17 protein-coding genes are annotated in these 18,665 nt (G+C 64.3%); 6 read left to right on the forward strand and 11 right to left on the reverse strand.

Annotated features, from left to right (window positions below):
- Nucleotides 1-38 precede the first annotated feature (38 nt).
- The 5 genes from fabF (at nt 39) to QNA11_RS14060 (ending at nt 5,660) form a co-directional block, all read left to right on the forward strand.
- Nucleotides 39-1,301: a beta-ketoacyl-ACP synthase II gene (fabF, locus tag QNA11_RS14040; protein WP_283483508.1), complete on the forward strand. Its 1,263-nt coding sequence runs from the start codon at nt 39-41 to the stop codon at nt 1,299-1,301.
- 185 nt (nt 1,302-1,486) lie between these two features.
- Complete coding sequence (gene mltG / locus QNA11_RS14045; RefSeq protein ID WP_283483509.1) at nt 1,487-3,481, forward strand: endolytic transglycosylase MltG; 1,995 nt, start codon at nt 1,487-1,489, stop codon at nt 3,479-3,481.
- Between the two features lie 198 nt (nt 3,482-3,679).
- Nucleotides 3,680-4,552, forward strand: a complete 873-nt coding sequence (locus QNA11_RS14050; RefSeq protein ID WP_283484216.1) for a YicC/YloC family endoribonuclease — start codon at nt 3,680-3,682, stop codon at nt 4,550-4,552.
- Nucleotides 4,553-4,624: 72 nt separating this feature from the next.
- Nucleotides 4,625-5,266 (forward strand): guanylate kinase, encoded by a 642-nt coding sequence (gmk, locus tag QNA11_RS14055; protein ID WP_283483510.1) that lies wholly within the window; start codon nt 4,625-4,627, stop codon nt 5,264-5,266.
- Nucleotides 5,267-5,297: 31 nt separating this feature from the next.
- Nucleotides 5,298-5,660, forward strand: coding sequence for a DUF488 domain-containing protein (locus QNA11_RS14060; protein ID WP_283483511.1), 363 nt, complete (start codon nt 5,298-5,300; stop codon nt 5,658-5,660).
- A gap of 57 nt (nt 5,661-5,717) precedes the next feature.
- On the opposite strand, the gene rsmA is transcribed toward QNA11_RS14060, so the two are convergent.
- From rsmA to purL, 6 genes are all read right to left on the reverse strand, one after another.
- Nucleotides 5,718-6,644 carry a 16S rRNA (adenine(1518)-N(6)/adenine(1519)-N(6))-dimethyltransferase RsmA gene (gene rsmA, locus QNA11_RS14065; RefSeq protein ID WP_283483512.1) on the reverse strand — a complete coding sequence of 309 codons (927 nt, stop codon included), beginning with the start codon at nt 6,642-6,644 and terminating at the stop codon, nt 5,718-5,720.
- Nucleotides 6,641-7,636, reverse strand: coding sequence for a 4-hydroxythreonine-4-phosphate dehydrogenase PdxA (gene pdxA, locus QNA11_RS14070; RefSeq protein ID WP_283483513.1), 996 nt, complete (start codon nt 7,634-7,636; stop codon nt 6,641-6,643). Before pdxA ends, rsmA begins: the two co-directional genes overlap by 4 nt.
- 257 nt (nt 7,637-7,893) lie before the next feature.
- The gene (locus QNA11_RS14075) at nt 7,894-8,136 is read right to left on the reverse strand and encodes a hypothetical protein (protein ID WP_202070892.1); all 243 of its coding nucleotides are present in this window, start codon (nt 8,134-8,136) and stop codon (nt 7,894-7,896) included.
- Between the two features lie 381 nt (nt 8,137-8,517).
- Nucleotides 8,518-8,859: a Grx4 family monothiol glutaredoxin gene (grxD, locus tag QNA11_RS14080; RefSeq protein WP_202070893.1), complete on the reverse strand. Its 342-nt coding sequence runs from the start codon at nt 8,857-8,859 to the stop codon at nt 8,518-8,520.
- A gap of 51 nt (nt 8,860-8,910) precedes the next feature.
- Nucleotides 8,911-9,141, reverse strand: a complete 231-nt coding sequence (locus tag QNA11_RS14085; RefSeq protein WP_202070894.1) for a BolA/IbaG family iron-sulfur metabolism protein — start codon at nt 9,139-9,141, stop codon at nt 8,911-8,913.
- A gap of 19 nt (nt 9,142-9,160) precedes the next feature.
- Nucleotides 9,161-11,395: a phosphoribosylformylglycinamidine synthase subunit PurL gene (gene purL / locus QNA11_RS14090; RefSeq protein ID WP_283483514.1), complete on the reverse strand. Its 2,235-nt coding sequence runs from the start codon at nt 11,393-11,395 to the stop codon at nt 9,161-9,163.
- A 294-nt stretch (nt 11,396-11,689) separates the two neighbouring features.
- Between purL and QNA11_RS14095 the strand changes: the two genes are divergently transcribed.
- Nucleotides 11,690-12,613 carry an OmpW/AlkL family protein gene (locus QNA11_RS14095; protein WP_283483515.1) on the forward strand — a complete coding sequence of 308 codons (924 nt, stop codon included), beginning with the start codon at nt 11,690-11,692 and terminating at the stop codon, nt 12,611-12,613.
- Nucleotides 12,614-13,049: 436 nt separating this feature from the next.
- Here QNA11_RS14095 and QNA11_RS14100 read toward each other — a convergent pair whose 3' ends face one another.
- From QNA11_RS14100 to mnmE, 5 genes are read right to left on the reverse strand one after another with little or no spacing between them, the layout of a single operon-like run.
- The gene (locus tag QNA11_RS14100; protein ID WP_283483516.1) at nt 13,050-13,931 is read right to left on the reverse strand and encodes a ParB/RepB/Spo0J family partition protein; all 882 of its coding nucleotides are present in this window, start codon (nt 13,929-13,931) and stop codon (nt 13,050-13,052) included.
- A gap of 42 nt (nt 13,932-13,973) precedes the next feature.
- Entirely contained in the window at nt 13,974-14,795 is an 822-nt protein-coding gene (locus QNA11_RS14105; RefSeq protein ID WP_281929849.1) for a ParA family protein, read from the reverse strand.
- On the reverse strand, nt 14,779-15,429 hold the full coding sequence (rsmG, locus tag QNA11_RS14110) for a 16S rRNA (guanine(527)-N(7))-methyltransferase RsmG (RefSeq protein WP_283483517.1): 651 nt from the start codon (nt 15,427-15,429) through the stop codon (nt 14,779-14,781). The genes QNA11_RS14105 and rsmG overlap by 17 nt, the downstream gene beginning before the upstream one ends.
- Nucleotides 15,426-17,270, reverse strand: coding sequence for a tRNA uridine-5-carboxymethylaminomethyl(34) synthesis enzyme MnmG (mnmG, locus tag QNA11_RS14115; RefSeq protein ID WP_283483518.1), 1,845 nt, complete (start codon nt 17,268-17,270; stop codon nt 15,426-15,428). Before mnmG ends, rsmG begins: the two co-directional genes overlap by 4 nt.
- Before the next feature lie 58 nt (nt 17,271-17,328).
- A complete protein-coding gene (mnmE, locus tag QNA11_RS14120) occupies nt 17,329-18,627 on the reverse strand; it encodes a tRNA uridine-5-carboxymethylaminomethyl(34) synthesis GTPase MnmE (protein WP_283483519.1) in 1,299 nt (432 codons plus the stop codon).
- Nucleotides 18,628-18,665 lie beyond the last annotated feature (38 nt).

Consider the following 18,665-nt stretch of genomic DNA (forward strand, 5'->3'; position numbering starts at 1 on the left):
GCGAATATAAACAATCAAGAAAAATCTGAGAGTAAGCCATGCGCAGGGTGGTCGTCACCGGCCTTGGCGTCGTATCGCCCCTGGGCTGCGGCGTCGAAACGAATTGGCGGCGTCTCGTCGCCGGCGAACACGGCTTCCGCCGCATCGACACTTTTGAGGTCAACGACCTCGCCTGCCAGATCGCGGCCGTCGTGCCGCGCGGCGACGGCTCCAACGGCTCCTTCAATCCGGACGACTGGTTCGACCCCAAGGAGCAACGCAAGGTCGACGATTTCATCATCTACGGGACCGCAGCCGCGACCCAGGCGCTCGCCGACGCCGGCTGGAAGGCCGACACGGCTGAGAAGCAGGAGACGACCGGCGTCCTCATCGGCTCCGGCATCGGCGGTCTGGGCGGCATTTACGAGACCTCGATCACCCTGAAGGAAAAGGGCCCGCGTCGCGTATCGCCCTTCTTCGTCTCGGGCCGAATCATCAATCTCGTCGCGGGCTATGTCTCGATCATGCACGGGCTCAAGGGCCCGAATCATGCGGTCGTGACGGCCTGCGCCACCGGCACCCACGCCATCGGCGACGCCGCGCGCATCATCGCCATGGGCGACGCCGACGTGATGGTGGCGGGCGGCGCCGAATCGCCGGTCAACCGCATCGGCGTTGCGGGCTTCGCCGCTTGCCGCGCGCTGTCGACCGGTTTCAACGACCGCCCGGCCGAGGCCTCGCGCCCCTATGACAAGGATCGCGACGGCTTCGTCCTCGGCGAGGGCGCCGGCTGCGTCGTGCTCGAAGAATATGAGCACGCCAAAGCCCGCGGCGTACGTATCTACGGCGAGCTCATCGGCTATGGCATGTCGGGCGACGCCCACCACATCACCGCGCCGTCGCCCGACGGCGACGGCGCCTATCGCTGCATGAAGATGGCGCTGCGGCGCTCGAATCTTCCGGTCAGCGAGATCGACTATGTCAACGCGCATGGCACGTCGACGCCGCTCGGCGATGAAATCGAGCTCAAGGCGGTCGAGCGGCTGGTCGGCAATCTCGAGGCGAAACTCTCGATGTCCTCGACCAAATCGGCGATCGGCCATCTCCTCGGCGGCGCCGGCGCGGTCGAGGCGATCTATACGATCCTCGCCATGACCCATGGCGTCGCGCCGCCGACCCGTAATCTCGACAACCCTTCCGTCGAGACGGCGATCGATCTCGTGCCCAAGGTCGCGCGCGAGCGTGAGATCAATGTGGCGCTGTCCAACTCCTTCGGGTTCGGCGGCACCAACGCCTCGCTGCTCTTCCGCCGCGTGTCGTAAGGTATCGAATACACGAGTGTTTTCAGCGTGCGGCCCGGGCGAAGGCGTTTCGCCCGGGCCGCACGTCTGTTAACCATGGTCGTTCGTTCCTGAATTCGCCACAATAACCGATAGTGTAAGTCGGTTCTTGACAGGCGACTGCGGGCGCTTGCGGCAGGGTCATCTGGATTGGCGTGGTGACGATTATGAGCGACCAGACGGGCGAGAAGACGGCGACGCCGAAAGACGAGGCAAAGACCGCTCCGGAAGCGACGGCGCAATCGACACAAACTCAGCCGCAGTCGCCGGGCGCCGAGCCCGCGGCGCCCCCGCACGGCGCCGAGGCGAAATCCGCAGCGCCGGCGGAGGAGCCGGCGGCTTCCTCCTCCTTCTTCCGCCGCCGCGCCGCGATACAAAGCGCCAAACCGGCCGAGGCGCCGCCAGCCCCCCCGCCGAAGAAGAAGCGGCGCCGGGAAGGCACGCTTTCGGCGATGAGCGGCTTCCTGAGCTTCCTTCTTGTCGCACTGGTCGCCGGCGTTTTCGGCGTGATCGCGGTGATGCACAAGCTCAAGGAGCCGGGCCCGCTCGGCGCCGACAAGATCGTCTATATGCCCCCGCGCAGCGACGTGCCGGAAATGCTCTCGCAGCTCGAACGCGACGGCGTGATCGACAGTCCCGGCCTGATGAATTTGGCGCTGTTGATCGAAGGCGCGCGCAGCAAGCTGAAGCCCGGCGAATATCTCTTCAAGAAAAGCGCCAGCCTGCGCGAGGTCATCGACGAGCTCGTCGCCGGCAAGCAGTTGATGCATAGCCTGACGATTCCCGAAGGCCTGACGAGCGAGCAGATCGCCCAGCGTCTGCGCGAATCGGACATGCTTCTCGGCGATATTCTGGAAACGCCGAAGGAAGGCGCGCTGCTGCCCGAAACCTATAAATTCCCGCGCGGCTTCCCGCGCGCCAAGCTCCTCGCCAAGATGCAGGAGGACCAGCGCAAGCTCCTCGATCATATTTGGGCGAAGCGCGCCAAGGATCTGCCGCTGCGTTCGCCCTATGAGCTGGTGACGCTCGCCTCCATCGTCGAGAAGGAGACGGGCAAGACGGAGGAGCGCCCACGCGTCGCCGCCGTTTTCTCGAATCGCCTGCGCAAGGGCATGCGTCTGCAGTCCGACCCGACGATCGTTTACGGCCTCGTCGGCGGCAAGGGCACGCTGGGCCATAGCATTATGCGTTCCGAAATCGAGAAGTGGACGCCCTACAACACTTACGCCGTCGACGGTCTGCCGCCGGGGCCCATCGCCAATCCCGGCAAGGCGGCGCTGGAAGCGACCGCCAATCCCGCCAATACGCGCGATCTCTATTTCGTCGCCGACGGCACGGGCGGACATGTCTTCGCCGAATCGCTCGATCAACACGCTCGCAATGTCCAGAACTGGCGCAAGCTCGAGCAGGACCAAAAGGCCAAACTGACCCCTGGCGCGGACCAATCCGTCCCCGCGGCGGTTCCGCCCGCGACGCCCAAGACCGACAAGCGCACCCAGGCGCCGATTGGCCGGCTAACGGCGCTCGACGCCGGCAACCCGGATTTTCCGCCCGGCCGCGCCATGTCGCCCCGCGAAGGAGCCCCGCATCGGCTGGGCAAGTTCAGCCCGGCGGGAGCGGCCTTTTTTCTCGGCGGACATGACGATCCCACCGCCGACGCCGCCCCACACCTCGCGCGCCTGCGGGTCGCCCGGCCCTATTTCACGCAGGAATCCGCCCAGCCGAAGGCGCGCCATAATGGCTTCGACCCGACGCTCCTCGCCACCGGGGCGCCGGCCTCCGACAATGAAGGCGAAGACGGCGCGATTGGCCCCGACATGATGGCGCGCGAGGGCGCCGACGGAAAGGCGCTCCCGGAAGAGGTCGCCTCCTATCCGGTCTCTCCGGCGCGCCGGGCGGAGCAGAAGGCCCGCGCGGCCCGGTTGGGTCTGTCGGCCGGCTCTGACGAATTGCCCGCGGATACCCTGGCCGTGAAGGCCTCGATGGAAGAATCGGCGGCGGCCTCTCCGGCGGGAGGGCCGATCGCTCTCGCCGCGGCGCCACAACACGCCCGCCCGCGCGCTTTCGACGCCTCGGAAGGCACGACGCTCGACCCGCTGCGCGACAAGAGCTGGGATCTGACGTCGGCGAAGACCGTTCCCTCGAGCGCCGAAATTCGCTAAATCCGGCGAGCTGTCATTCCCGACGTTCGCGAAGCGGGCGAGCGGGAATCCAGAGCAGAACCAGCGCTCTTGCGGCTCTGGATTCCCGGTCGGGCCTTCAGCCCGCCGAGAATGACAAAACCCCGCCGCGAGCCGTTCAAGCGAAAACGGTATGCGTCAGACCCCGGAGAGCCCGTGACCGCCTCTTTTGTCGCCAGCATGACCGGCTTCGCCCGCGCGCGCGGAAGCCATGGCCCCTGGAGCTATGCCTGGGAGCTGAAAACCGTCAATGCAAAGGGGCTGGACCTGCGGCTGCGCGTCCCCCCGAATTTCGACGCCGTCGAGATCAAGGCCCGCGCCGCCATTTCCGCCCGCCTTGCGCGCGGCTCGGTCTTCGCCAATCTGACCGCCAAACGCGCCGAGGAAGAAGGCGCGGCGCGGATCAATCGCGCGGCGCTCGACCGGCTGCTCGCCGCGCTCGACGACCTCCCGCAGCTTGCGAGCCTGCGACCCGCCTCGCTCGACGGCCTGCTGGCGATTCGGGGCGTTGTCGAGATCGTCGAGCCGGAAGACGACGAGGCGCAGCGCGCGGGCCTGGAGAAGAATGTTCTCGCCGCCCTGGACGAAACGCTCGACGCGCTCCTTGCCTCGCGCCGCGCGGAAGGCGCCGCGCTGACGGCCGTGCTGCGCGAGCGTCTGGCGCGAATCGGCGCGCTCACCGCCCAGGCCGACACTTTGCCGGCCCGCCAGCCCGAAGCCGTTCGCCAGCGGCTCGCCCAGCAAGTGGCGCGGCTCCTCGAAAGCGCCGAGGGCCTGGACCCCGCGCGTCTCCATCAGGAGGCGGTGCTGCTCGCGGTCAAGGCAGATATTCGCGAGGAGCTCGATCGTCTCGCGGCGCATGTGGCGAGCGCGCAGAAACTCCTCGCCGAGGGCGGCCCTGTCGGGCGGCGGCTCGATTTTCTGGCGCAGGAATTTTCGCGCGAGACCAATACGCTTTGCGCCAAGTCCAACGATCCGGCGCTCACCGAAATCGGGCTGGAATTGAAGATCGAGGTCGAGCAGTTGCGCGAGCAGGTGCAAAATATCGAATAGGCCATCCCAGCGGTTGAAAGAGCGGCCCCAATTGCCTATTGCCGATCGCCAACACTCGTGACAATCGTCGCCATGGACCATTCCCTTCCGCTGCGCCGCGGCGTCGTGCTCATCCTTTCCTCCCCTTCCGGCGCCGGCAAGACCACGCTGACGCGGATGCTGCTGCAGGACCGCGATCTCGACCTTACGCTTTCCATATCGGTGACGACCCGCGCGCGCCGGTCGAGCGAGGTCGACGGCATTCACTACCGCTTCATCACCGAGCGCCAGTTCGTCGCCATGCGCGACGCCGGCGACTTGCTGGAATGGGCGGAGGTGCACGGCAATTTCTACGGCACGCCGCGCGGGCCGGTCGAGGCGATCCTGGCGCAGGGGCGCGATTCGCTTTTCGACATCGACTACCAAGGGACGCGCCAGGTGCGCGAGAAGATGGGCGCCGACGCGGTGACCGTCTTCATCCTCCCGCCGTCGATGAAGGAGCTGCGCGCCCGGTTGGAGCGCCGCGCCGAGGACGCGCCCGAGGTGATCGAACGGCGGCTGGAGAACGCCCGCAAGGAGATCGCGCGCTGGAAGGACTATGACTATGTCATCGTCAACGACGATCTGCAGCGCTCCTTCGACGATCTGATCGCCATATTGCGCGCCGAGCGCCAGCGCCGCCAGCGCCGCGAGCGCGAGATCGAAAGCTTCGTGGCCAAGCTTCTCGACGAATAGGCTTCCGGGCGGGGCGCGCTATCTCGCCCCCATGCCCGCCTTCGCCCTCAAGCGTGTCTATGAGCCGCCAGAGCCGGAAGACGGCGCGCGCGTGCTTGTCGACCGGCTCTGGCCGCGCGGCCTGACGAAGGAAAAGGCGGCGGTCGATCTGTGGGCGAAGGACGTCGCGCCGAGCCATGAATTGCGCCGCTGGTTCGGCCACGCGCCCGAGCGCTGGGGGGAGTTTCAGGCGCGCTATCGCGAGGAGCTCGAAAGCCTGGAAGCGCAAGAACAGATCGCGACGCTGCGCGCCTTGGCGCGCAAGGGACGCGTGACGCTGCTCTACGGCGCCCACGACGAGGAAATGAACAACGCGGTCGTGCTGCGAGGCGTCCTGCGCCACAAAGCAAGCTAATGGACCGCGGGCCTTCAGGCCCGCATTTTTCAAGCGAGCCTGAAGGCTCGCGGTCCGCTATTGCCGCAGCATGTCGAACGCGCGCGCCAGCGCCACGAAACCCGCGACATCCACCTCCTCGGCTCGCTTCGTTTCCTCGATCCCAGCCTGCGCGAGCAGCGCCCCCGCGTCGACGCCGAGACCCTTGAGACTCTGGCGCAACATTTTGCGCCGCTGGCCGAAGGCGGCCTGCGTCACGCGTGAGAGCGATTGCGGATTGCAAGGAAGAGGCGCCGGATTGGGGATCAGCTCAACTACGGAAGACGTCACTTTCGGCGGCGGCGTAAAGGCGGCGGGAGAGACGTCGAAGAGGATGCGGGCGCGCGTGCGCCAGCCGCAGAGCACGGCGAGACGGCCGTAATCGGCGCGGTTTGCCGGCGTCGCCGCGATTCGCTGCGCCACTTCCTTCTGGAACATCAGCACATAGCGATCGAAGACCGACGGCCAGGGCTCGGCCTCGATCCAGCGGGTGAGCAAGGCTGTCGCGACATTATAGGGAAGATTGGCGCAGATGCGGGCGCGCGGCTGTTCGCCAGCGGCGCGAAGCGATCCAGAGCCGGGCTCCCGCTCCTGGATTGCTTCGCCTTCGGCTCGCAATGACGGCTGATATGCGCGCGCCAGCTCAGCGACGTCGATCTCCAGCGCGTCGCCTTCGACGATCGTCAGACGGCCGGGGTAATGCCCCGCGATTTCGCTTAAGGCGGGCAGGCAGCGCTGGTCGCGCTCTATGGCGACGACCCGCGCCCCCTGCGCCAGAAGCGCGCGCGTCAGGCCGCCCGGGCCGGGGCCGATCTCGATGACGACCGTATCCTCGAAAGGCCCGGCGGCGCGGGCGATGCGGCTCGTGAGATTGAGATCGAACAGGAAATTCTGGCCGAGCGTCTTTTTGGCGTCGAGGCCGTGGCGCGCGACGACCTCGCGCAGCGGGGGCAGATCGTCGATCACGCGGTCATCCGTCCCGCTAGCTTGATCGCCTCGATCAGACTCGTGGGGTTGGCGACGCCCTTCCCGGCGATGTCGAAGGCCGTGCCATGGTCGGGCGAGGTGCGCACGAACGGCAGGCCGAGCGTGACATTCACGCCGCGGTCGAAGGCGAGCGTCTTGATGGGGATCAGCGCCTGATCATGCGTCGGGCAGAGCGCGACGTCATATTTCGCGCGGGCGGCGGCGTGGAACATCGTGTCGGCCGGGTGCGGGCCGCTGACTTGAATTCCTTTGGCGCGCAAGATATCGAGCGCGGGCGCGATCGTCTCGATTTCCTCACGCCCGAGGGCGCCGTCTTCTCCGGCGTGCGGATTGAGCCCCGCGAAAGCCAGCCTCGGATTGGCGAGTCCAAAGCGGTTTTGCAGATCGCGGGCGACGATCTCGCCGGTCTCGACGATGAGCTCCTTCGTCAACCGCTTCGGCGCCGCGGCGAGCGGAATGTGAATGGTGATGGGCACGACGGCGAGTTCTTGCGACCAAAGCATCATCACCGCGCGGGCGTCAGCCTTGAAGCGACGCCGCGCCAATTCGCCGAGAAACTCCGTATGTCCGGGATGCGGGAAGCCTGCTGCGTAAAGCACGGATTTTGCGATCGGGTTTGTCACGACGGCGCGCGCTTCCCCAGCGACGACATGTTCGACGGCCTGTTCGATCGAGGCGATGGTCGCCTTGGCGTCCTCTGGATCGGGACGGCCGAATGGACCCCGCACGTCGTAACCATGAGAAACGACGGGTAGCGCGCGGGCGAAAATCTCGGCCGCGTGGGCCGGCGTCGTCTCCTCGAGCGGGACGTTCATCCCAAGCGACCCTGCGACGCGCATAAGGTGAGCTGCGTCGGCGATGATGAAGAAGGGCGGAAGGCCGGCGGCGTCCCTCGCGGCATAGGCTTGGAGGGCCAGCTCCGGCCCGATGCCCGAAGGATCGCCCTGGGTCAGCGCGAGCGGGAGGGTCATCGAGCGCCCAATTTGATGGATCGGCGCAGGCGGCGCGTCAGTCGTGAACTCATGGGGAAACAGTTGCGCAGGACGTCGCGGAAATCAAATGGGGCGCCAATGGCGTGAAGCGCCTCGGTCCAATCAAAGGAAGTTCGAGGCCTTTGCGCCGACGAGGATTCGGCCTCGTCGAACGGCCCGTTCTCCAACCGACCAGCGGTGAAAAAATGCCCCGGCGAACACGCCGGGGCCTTTGTGGGTTCTCGTGAATCGCCGGTTCAGCGAGCGCCCTCGAGAGTGATGTTGCCCGTTGGGTCGTGCGGGCGCCCTCGGAAGACGTAAGGCGACTGATGGCGCGTCGCGTCGCGGGGCGTGACGCTCAGCACCTCGTCGCGTCGGTGCTTTTGCATCGATTGATCCCAGACCTCATCGAAATCGAAGAATCTGTCGGAAGCGCAGGCCGGGGCGGCAGAGAGCACAACACCCAGCGCCGCGGCCGCAAAGAGCAATTTGACGGACATTGGTTTCCTCCATCTCCAGAGCGCCTCCCGGATTCGGCGAACGCCGACCGGCATTGCGTCTGTAAAGAGGAGTGTTATTCATCTTACTGTCACAATAAAGTGGATATTGGATTCCCCTCTCGCGGACATATTCGCCCAATATATTCGGACGCTCAAAAAAATGCGCGCCGCTCGGGACGAACGGCGCGCACAATAATGCGATCGGGAAGCGGTCTTATACGAGATCCGCTTATTGGGCCGGTGTCATTCCCGACGCTCGCTCGAGCGAGCAATCAGGAATTCAAAGCAAAACCAGCGTTTTTTGGCTCTGGATTCCCGGTCGGGCGTTCAGCCCGCCGGGAATGACATTCCCCGATGCGAGCTGTTCAAACGGAAATAGTGTTACGCCTTGCCGGCCTGGGCGTGCGGCACGCCTTCCTTATCGAAGAGCGCAACGAGTTCGCCCGACTGGAACATTTCCCGGGTGATGTCGCAGCCGCCGATGAATTCATTCTTGATGTAGAGCTGCGGGATCGTCGGCCAGTTGGAATAGGTCTTGATGCCTTCACGGATTTCGCCGTCGGCAAGCACATTGATCGCCTTGTAGGGCACGCCGATATGGTTGAGGATCTGCACGACCTGCATGGAGAATCCGCATTGCGGAGCCTGCGGGGTGCCCTTCATGAAGAGGACGACGTCGGAAGATTCGATCTCGCTCTTGATGCGGCTGTTGGCGTCGGACATCTGCTTTTCCTTTCCTGCGGCGTTCAAGGCGCCGCTTCTGGCCTCGTCATTTTACGGCGCGCGGGTCGTCAACGCCAGCGCGTGAAGCTCGCCGCCCAGCCGTGAGCCGAAGGCCGCATTCACGAGCTGATGCTGCTTCACCCGCGACAGCCCACGAAACTGCTCGGAAACAACCGTCGCAGCCCAGTGGTCGTTGTCGTCGGCGAGCGCAGTCAGCTCGATGGTCGCGTCGGGGAGGGCGGCCTTGATGATGCTTTCGATCTCGGCGGCGGGCATAGGCATTGGGTTCGTCCTCTTTGCGTCATGAATTGTCGGGAAAGACACTGTCGTCCCCGGCCATGAAGGCCGGAAGCGGCGTTTCATGCGCTTTGCGCAGTTCGGAGAGCAATATCGGCGCCTCGCCCGGCAGCTTCAAGGAATCGCCGCCGGTGACGCCGAGCGCGAAGACGCTGACGCCATGCGCCGCAGCTTCATCGGAAACGACGTTGGCGTCCCCCGCCGTAACGAGATAACGCGCCTGATCCTCACCGAAGAGAACGGCGTTTTCCGGGCCTTTGGGAAGCGCCGAAATTGCGGCGCCGATCCCGCCTGCAAGCGCCATTTCCGATAGGGCGACCGCGAGACCGCCGTCGGAGAGGTCATGCGCGGCGGAGACCTTGCCGGTGAGGATCAGCTCGCGAATGAAATCGCCGTTCTTGCGTTCGGCGGTCAAATCGACAGGCGGCGGCACGCCTTCCTTGCGGTCGCAAACTTCCGCGAGATAGGCGGACTGGCCAAGCCAGCCCTTGGTTTCGCCGATGAGAAGGATCGTCTCTCCCTCGCGCGCAAAGCCCGCGGAGGCGGACGTCGCGACATCCGCGATCACGCCGACGCCGCCGATCGCCGGGGTCGGCAGAATGCCCGCGCCCTGCGTCTCGTTGTAGAGAGAGACGTTGCCGGAGACGATCGGGAAGTCGAGCGCCGCCGCCGCCTCGCCGATCCCCTGCAGGCAGCCGACGAACTGGCCCATATATTCAGGCCGTTCGGGATTGCCGAAGTTGAGATTGTCGGTCAGCGCCAGCGGTTTTGCGCCGGTCGCCGTGATGTTGCGCCAGGCCTCCGCCACCGCCTGCTTGCCGCCCTCGACCGGGTCGGCGGCGCAGTAGCGGGCCGTGACGTCCGCCGTCACAGCCAGACCCTTCGGCCCGTCCTTGACGCGAATCACCGCTGCATCGCCGCCGGGACGGCGCACGCTGTTGCCGAGAATGAGATGGTCATATTGCTCCCACACCCAGCGCTTGGAGCAAAGATTGGGCGTCGACAGAAGCTTCAAGAGCGCGTCGCGGTTCGAGAGCGGCGGCGTCACGGCGGCCGGGTCGATCACGGGCTGTTTTGGCGAGGAAACCCAGGGCCGGTCATAGACCGGCGCCTCGTCACCGAGTTCCTTGATCGGCAGATCGGCCTTCACCTCGCCCTTGTGCTTCACGACGAAACGCAAATCGTCGGTGGTCTTGCCGACAATAGCGAAATCGAGCCCCCATTTGCGGAAAATGCCCTCGGCCTGCTGCTCGAGCTCCGGCTTCAGCACCATGAGCATGCGCTCCTGGCTCTCCGAGAGCATCATCTCATAGGCCGTCATGCCCTCTTCGCGGCAGGGCACGGCGTCGAGATCGAGCTCGATGCCGAGATTGCCCTTGGCGCCCATTTCAACCGCCGAGGAGGTGAGCCCCGCCGCGCCCATGTCCTGAATGGCGATGACCGCGCCCGAGGCCATGAGCTCGAGGCAGGCTTCGAGCAGCAACTTCTCGGAGAACGGGTCGCCCACCTGCACCGTGGGCCGTTTCTCCTCGGCGTCCGCCTCGAAGGCGGCCGAGGCCATGGTCGCGCCGTGAATGCCGTCGCGGCCAGTCTTGGAGCCGAGATACACGATCGGATTGCCGACGCCCGCGGCAGCCGAATAGAAAATCGAATCCGCGCGCGCGAGGCCCACCGCCATGGCGTTGACGAGGATGTTCCCGTCATAGCTCGCGTCGAACTCGGTCGAGCCGCCAACTGTCGGCACGCCGAAGCTGTTGCCGTAGCCGCCAACGCCCGCAACGACCCCCGAGACAAGATGCCGCGTCTTGGGATGGGCCGGCCGGCCGAAGCGCAACAGGTTCAGACAGGCGATCGGCCGCGCGCCCATGGTGAAGACGTCGCGCAAAATGCCGCCCACGCCCGTCGCAGCGCCCTGATAGGGCTCGATGAAGGACGGATGGTTGTGGCTCTCCATCTTGAAGACGCAGGCGTCGCCGTCGCCGATGTCGATGACGCCCGCATTCTCGCCGGGGCCCCGGATGACCCAGGGCGCCTTTGTGGGCAGCTTGCGCAGATGGATGCGCGAGGATTTATACGAGCAGTGCTCGTTCCACATGGCCGAGAAAATGCCGAGCTCGGTGAAGCTCGGCGCACGGCCGATCAGCTTCAGGATGCGGTCATATTCGTCGGCTTTGAGCCCATGCGCGGCGGCGAGTTCGGCGTCGACCTTGGGTTCAGCGGGGGAGGCGTTGGCGGTCAAATGAGCAGGCCCTGCGCAAAGGCGGCGCTTTTTTGGGCGCCGCGGGGGCGCTGAAAGCGCCGGAATTGCCTGAGAGTCTCAGGCGTTTTTTCGTAAACCTCGATTAGCGCCGGGCGTCCCGCAAGGCAACAGCACAAAAATGTTGCGCTACGGACACAATGCCAAAGAATGAACAGTCCACAGCGTTTTTATTGATGTTTATCAAGTTATGGAGACCAAAAACGTAGCAACTTCTTTGCCGACTCGGCGCGGACGGCGTCGACCGTCCACCGAAGCGATTTCGAGGGGGTTCCGATGAGGAATATTGTTCGCGGCGCTGTCGCCGCCATTGCGTTGGGGACGGCCGCCGTCTCTGCTCACGCGGCCGATCTGCCGAGCATCAAGGCTCCGCCGCCGGCGCCGGTGTTCGTCGACACCTATCAGCCCTTCCAGATCCGCCTCAAGGTCGGCAGCCTGATCCCGCTCGACGGCACCGCCAAGATCTATGACGCTGGCGCGGTGCATCCCACGCTCGCCGCCCTCGGCGTTCCCGGCGGCAGCGTCGGCGTCGCCACTGGTCTGAGCGCCGGCTATGGCAGCTTGGTGCCCGGCGCCAGCACGAGCATCTCCACCTCCGTCATCCCGATGCTCGACGTCGCCTATTACCTGACGAAGAACTGGGCGATCGAGGCCATCTGCTGCGTTTCGCCGCATCATATCCAGGGCACGGGCGTTCTGGCCGGCTCCAGCCTGGCGCACACCTGGGCGTTCCCGCCGTCCGTGATGCTGCAGTATCACTTCACGAACTTCGGCGCCTTCCAGCCCTACCTGGGCGTCGGCGTGAACTTCACGACCTTCTGGGGCACCCGCGCCGGCAACAACAATTGGGCGCTCAATTTTGCCCCCGGTTCGACCGCCACCACGCTTGGCGCTTTCGGCGCCACTGCGAGCTTCTACTCGGCCAGCATCACCCCGTCCTGGGGCGTCGTCGGCCAGGCTGGCGCGGACTACATGTTCAACGAACATTGGGGCGTCAACGTCGATGTGAAATACATCATGGTGGAGCCCAACGCGCACGCCAATATCGTGGCCTTCATCCCGGGCCCGGTTGGCGCGGTGCTCAATCCGGTCTTTGTCCCGGTCAACGCTGCGGTGAAGATCAACCCGCTGGTCGTCTCCGCCGGTCTGACCTACCGCTTCGGCGGCGATTGGGGCGTTCCGAAGCTCCTGCCGTTCTAATTCGAACGTCTCAAACTTAAAAGAAAACCGGCCCTAGCGGCCGGTTTTTTTATTGGCGAGTAGACCAAGTTGCTAGCCGTGGTCTTATACCGTTTCCGTTTGAATAGCTCGGATTGGGGCTTGTCATTCCCGACGGGCCGAAGGCCCGATCGGGAATCCAGAGCCACAAAAGCGCTGGTTTGGCTCTGGATTCCCGATCGCTCGCTGCGCGAGCGTCGAATGACACCGAACCAATCAAGCGGATCTCGTATTACGCGTTTTCGCTAAAGGATCTCGGCCGTCATTGCGAGCGGAGCGAAGCAATCCAGGGCAGTGATGGGGCTCTGGATTGCTTCGTCGCTTACGCTCGTCGCAATGACGGCAGCGCTGCTCGAACCGAATTTTTCAGCCCGCTGGGAATAACGCAGTTCACCGCGGCTTCGCCGAGCCGCTCAAATCACCCATTCAACAGCCGACAAATCGCGTCGAGCTGGTCGAGCGATTGGTAGCGGATACGAATCTCGCCCCGCTCGCCCTGATTTTTGATGTCCACCGCCATGCCGAGCGAATCGCCGAGCGATTTTTCCAAGGCGCGGGTATTGGCGTCCTTTTCCGGGCGCGGCCTTTTACTGCCATCGGAGTCGTTAGCCGGAGATTGGGCGTTCGTCTGAGCCTGGCTCATGGCCTCGACATCGCGCACGGTCAGCCCCTGTTCGACGATCTGCCGCGCGACCGCCTCCGGGTTCTCGACCGCCAGCAGCGCACGGGCGTGACCGGCTGAAATCTTGCCGTCCTGCACCAGCGCTTTGGCGCCTTCCGGGAGGTTCAGCAGCCGCATCGTGTTGGCGACATGAGAGCGGCTCTTGCCGATAATCTTGGCAATGTCGCTCTGGGAATAGCTGAACTCGGCGCCCAGGCGCTCATAGCCCTTGGCTTCTTCTATGGCGTTGAGGTCGGCGCGCTGGACATTTTCGATGATCGCGAGCTCGAGCGCTTCCTTGTCGTCGGCCTCGTGAATGACGACCGGGACATCCGCAAGACCAGCGTTTTGGGCGGCGCGCCAGCGCCGCTCGCCGGCGATGATCTCATAGGCGTCGGCGACCCCCGGAATCGCACGCACGACGATCGGCTGGATAATGCCCTTTTCGCGGATAGAATTCGACAGATCGGCGAGATCTTCCTCCCGAAACATGGTGCGCGGATTGCGCGGATTGGGGCGCAAAAACTCGATCGGAACCTTGCGCTGTCCACGCGGACGCTCACTGGGCGCCTCATCTCCGGCGTCGCCCAAAAGCGCCGCCAGGCCGCGACCAAGCCGTCGGCGCGGTTCTTCTGCCATATCGAAAACGCTCCCTAATGGTCGTAAAATCTGTTGCCGGAACTACGCCGCCCTCAGGCGCTTCTCGCGCTGGATCACTTCGGAGGCGAGCTTGAGATAGGCCTGGCTGCCGGAGCATTTCAGATCATAGAGCAGCACCGGCTTTCCATGAGACGGCGCCTCGGAAACGCGCACATTGCGCGGGATCATCGTCTCATAGACCTTGTCGCCCATGAAGCGGCGCACATCGGCGGCGACCTGGGTCGCGAGATTATTGCGCGGATCGTACATGGTCAGCACGACGCCATGGATTGACAGTTTGGGATTGAGCGTCCGCGTCACCTGCTCGACGGTCGAGAGTAGCTGCGACAGACCTTCGAGCGCGAAGAATTCGCATTGCAGGGGCACGACAACCGCATCGGCGCTCGCCAGCGCATTGATGGTCAGCAGATTGAGCGACGGCGGGCAATCCACGAGAATATAGTCGTATCGCTTGCCGTCGAGATGATGCTCCGCTGCGGCGAGCTCGGCCAGCGCGCGCTTCAGCCGAAAGGCGCGGTCCTTGTCGCCGGCGATCTCCAATTCGACGCCCAGCAGATCGAGGGTCGAGGGCGCGATCGACAGACGCGGCACGACCGTCTGGACAATGGCGTCGGCAAGGCTCGACTCGCCAAGCAGGACGTCATAGGTCGAAATCTTCCGGCTCTTACGATCGACGCCAAGGCCGGTGGAGGCGTTGCCCTGCGGATCGAGATCGATGACCAGCACTTCCTCGCCCACGGCGGCGAGCGCCGTGCCGAGATTGATCGCTGTGGTGGTTTTGCCGACGCCGCCCTTTTGATTGGCGAGGACGAGCACGCGCTGGCCGCTATTTTCTCCGGACAAAATCTGCCTCTGAAGGTGAATGGACGACGATCAATCTGGCGCGCTTATGCGTGCGGCTCTGAACAGTCTCGTAAGTAAAATTACCGACAGGCTGAGCGGCGGTCAATTCGTCACGCCATTCCTCGCCCTTCAAAAACACCGCTTTTGCGCCGTTTTCCAAAGGTTCGCGCGTCATTTCCACAAGCCGGGCGAGGGGGGCTAGAGCGCGAGCGCTGATGGCCTCGATTTTCCCTGCCAGGGGCGGCAAGGCTTTCTCGATCCGCTCGGCATGGATCTCGACGGGCGCGCCTGTTTCACGTGAAACAGCCCGCAGGAACGCCGCCTTGCGCTGATCGCTCTCGATCAAATTAACTAAAGCGCCGTCAACTCCTTTGAGTAAAAGGGCCGTCACCAACCCCGGAAACCCGGCGCCGGAGCCAATATCCGCCCAAATCCTCGCCTCAGGCGCACATTCTGCGACCTGCGCCGAGTCCGCAAAGTGGCGCAACCAAACATCGCCCAACGTGTTGGGGGCGACGAGATTAATCTTCGCCTGCCAGCGTTGAAGCAATTGCTCATAGACCGAAAGTTCGCCTTCGATCTTCCGCAGGGCTGGGACAAGTTCGAGCGCCGCAGCGCGAGAGGTTCCACTCACGCGCGACGCGCCCGCGCTGCCAGAAGCGTCAGAGCCGAGGGGGTCATGCCGTCGATCCGCTGCGCCTGGCCGAGCGTCCGCGGCTTCAGGAAGGCGAGCTTCCCACGCAGCTCAGCGGATAGACCAGCAATGGCGTGATAATCCAACGTATCCGGCAGGGCGAGTTCCTCGTCTCTTCTGAAAGCGTCGATGTCTGCCTGTTGCCGGTCGAGATAGACCGCATAGCGCGCATCCGTCTCGATCCGCTCGGCTGTCGCTGGATCAATCTGGCCAAGTTGAGGCCAAATCTCCCTCAAAGACCCAAGCGTGACAGAAGGCAAAGCGAGGAGAGCAAAACCGCTGCGGCGCTGGCCGTCCTGATTGACAGCAAGTCCGTGTTTCAACGCAGCCGCCGAGGTCAGAGAGACGCTTTCCAGCAAAGCACGCGCGCGCGTGAGTTTCTCCGCCCGTGCGCGGTAAACCGCTTGCCGTTCGCCTCCGATACAACCGATATCGATGCCCTTTGGCGTCAGCCGCTCGTCCGCATTATCCGCCCGCAGAGAGAGCCGATATTCGGCTCGAGAGGTGAACATCCGATAGGGTTCCGTTACCCCGCGCGTGACGAGATCGTCGATCATGACCCCGAGATAGGCCTCGGCGCGGTCAAAGATCACCGGGCTCTTTCCTTGCGCCAAGCGCGCGGCGTTGAGCCCCGCGACGAGGCCCTGGGCGGCGGCTTCCTCATAGCCGGTCGTGCCATTGATCTGGCCCGCCAGGAAAAGGCGCCTCAGGCGCTTTGTTTCCAGGCTGGGCAGAAGCTCGCGCGGATCGACATAGTCATATTCGATGGCGTAGCCCGGCCGGAGAATACGGGCCTTTTCGAGGCCCGGTATCGACTGAATGAAGGCGTGCTGGGTCGCGACCGGCAGAGAGGTCGATATGCCGTTCGGATAGACAGTGTCGTCGTCCAGCCCTTCCGGCTCCAGGAAGATTTGATGCCCGTCACGATCGCCAAAGCGCGTGACCTTATCCTCGATAGAAGGGCAGTAGCGCGGACCCGGCCCAGAGATGGCGCCGGTCTTGAGCGGAGAACGATGGAGATCGGCGCGGATAATCTCATGCGACCGAGCCGTCGTCCGCGTAATCGCGCAGGCAACCTGGGGATTTTCGATCCGCTGGGTGAGCGTCGAGAAAGGCTCAGGCGTCTCGTCGCCATATTGCTTTTCGAGACTTTCCCAGACGATCGTCTTGCCGTCGAGCCGGGCCGGGGTGCCGGTCTTGAGACGACCAACCGCAAAGCCTGCCGATCGCAGTCGGTGCGAAAGACCGAGAGCCGGTGGATCGCCCATTCGGCCAGCGGGGGTGCGTTCATCTCCAATGTGGATCATCCCGCCGAGAAAAGTGCCGGTGGTGATGATGACAGCGTCTGTGTGAATCGCGTCGCCTGCGCCCGTCAAAACGCCTCGAACCTGATCCCCATCGACCAGAAGGTCCTCGACGGAGGCTTCGATGATCGACAAATTTGGGACCGCTTCGATGGCTGCAAGCATAGCGGCTCGATACAGCTTGCGATCCGCCTGAGCGCGGGGCCCACGCACGGCCGGGCCCTTGGAGCGATTGAGCATTCGAAATTGGATGCCACCGAGATCGGCGACGCGACCCATGAGCCCGTCGAGCGCATCGATCTCGCGGACCAGTTGGCCCTTGCCGAGCCCGCCGATCGCGGGATTGCAAGACATCACGCCGATCGTCGCGCGGGAATGCGTGATCAGCGCCGTCTCCGCGCCCATCCGCGCTGCCGCGGCCGCTGCTTCGCAGCCGGCGTGCCCGCCGCCGATCACGACGACATCGAAATGTTTCATATCCCCCTGCAAGCTTCTTCTCCGAAGCCCTCACACTGTTTCACGTGAAACAGTCTATTTACTTACCGATGCAAAAGCGGCCGAACACGGCTTCGAGAACGTCTTCGACATCCACCGCGCCGACGATACGCCCAAGCGCTCTTCCGGCGGAACGTAAATCTTCCGCGACGAATTCCAAGTCTTTTTCGCTTGTCAGAACCGAGACGAGGCTGGCCGCGGCCGCCGAAATGGCCGTTCGGTGACGCTCGCGGATGAGCAGCGCAGAAGCCCCGTCCCCCAGGTGCTGTTTTGCGAACGCGCCCACTTCCTTCAAGAGGGCGTCCACGCCCGCGCCCGTTTTTGCTGAGACCCCAAGCCAGCCAAAAGGGGCAGGCGCTAAATCCGTCTTCGTCGCAATCTTCAACACATCGACGCGACCCGCCATCTCCGGCCTCGGCTCCTGAGCGTCCGGAGAAAGCCAGAGGACGAGATCGGCCGTTCCGATCCTTTCGAGCACCCGGTCGACTCCGATCCGCTCAATTTGATCCGCCGCGTCGCGCAATCCCGCCGTATCGACGAAGGTTACCGGCAAACCCTCGACGTCGAGATGCGCCTCGATCATGTCACGCGTCGTGCCAGGGGTGGGCGACACGATTGCGAGGTCGCGACGCGCCAGCGCGTTGAGGAGCGTCGATTTCCCGGCATTAGGCGCGCCGAGGATCATTACGAGGAAGCCCTCGCGCATTCGCTCGGAGGCGGGGGCCGCTTTCAGCGCGGCGTGCATCTCCACAAGCAAGGGCTCCAGCAATTGGCGTAGCCGCGCTTGGTCGAAACTCCCGACGTCGCTTTCGTCGCTGAAATCCAGTTCCGCCTCGACAAGCGCCAGAGCCTCGATCAGCGAGCCGCGCCAACGCTCGACCTCGCGTCGCAATGCGCCGCCGGCAATGCGCAGCGCTTGCCGCCGCTGCGCCTCCGTCTGAGCGTCGATGAGATCGGCAAGCGCCTCCGCCTGGGAGAGGTCGAGCTTACCATTGGCGAAACCGCGCCGCGCAAATTCGCCCGGCTCAGCCAGACGCAAACCGGGCCGCCGGGAAAGGGCCGATAACACGCCGTCGACAACAGCGCGGCCGCCATGGAGATGGAGCTCGGCGTAATCTTCCCCCGTTGCCGAGTGGGGGGCGGGGAAAAAGAACGTCAGGCCTCTGTCGAGTTCCTCGCCATTGGCGGGGTCTCGCAGCGTCGCCAGACGCGAGACGCGCGGATCGGGAACGCCGCCCGAGACGTCGGTGAGAAGCTGCTGCACGGCCTGACCGGATAGACGGATCACCGCAATAGCGGCGCGACCGGGGCCGGTACCAAGCGCGAAGATCGTATCCATAGGCGATCTATAAGCGGCTCTTGAGGAGCCGCCCACGT

The sequence above is a fragment of the Methylocystis sp. JR02 genome (assembly GCF_030063565.1).
Lineage (GTDB): Bacteria > Pseudomonadota > Alphaproteobacteria > Rhizobiales > Beijerinckiaceae > Methylocystis > Methylocystis iwaonis.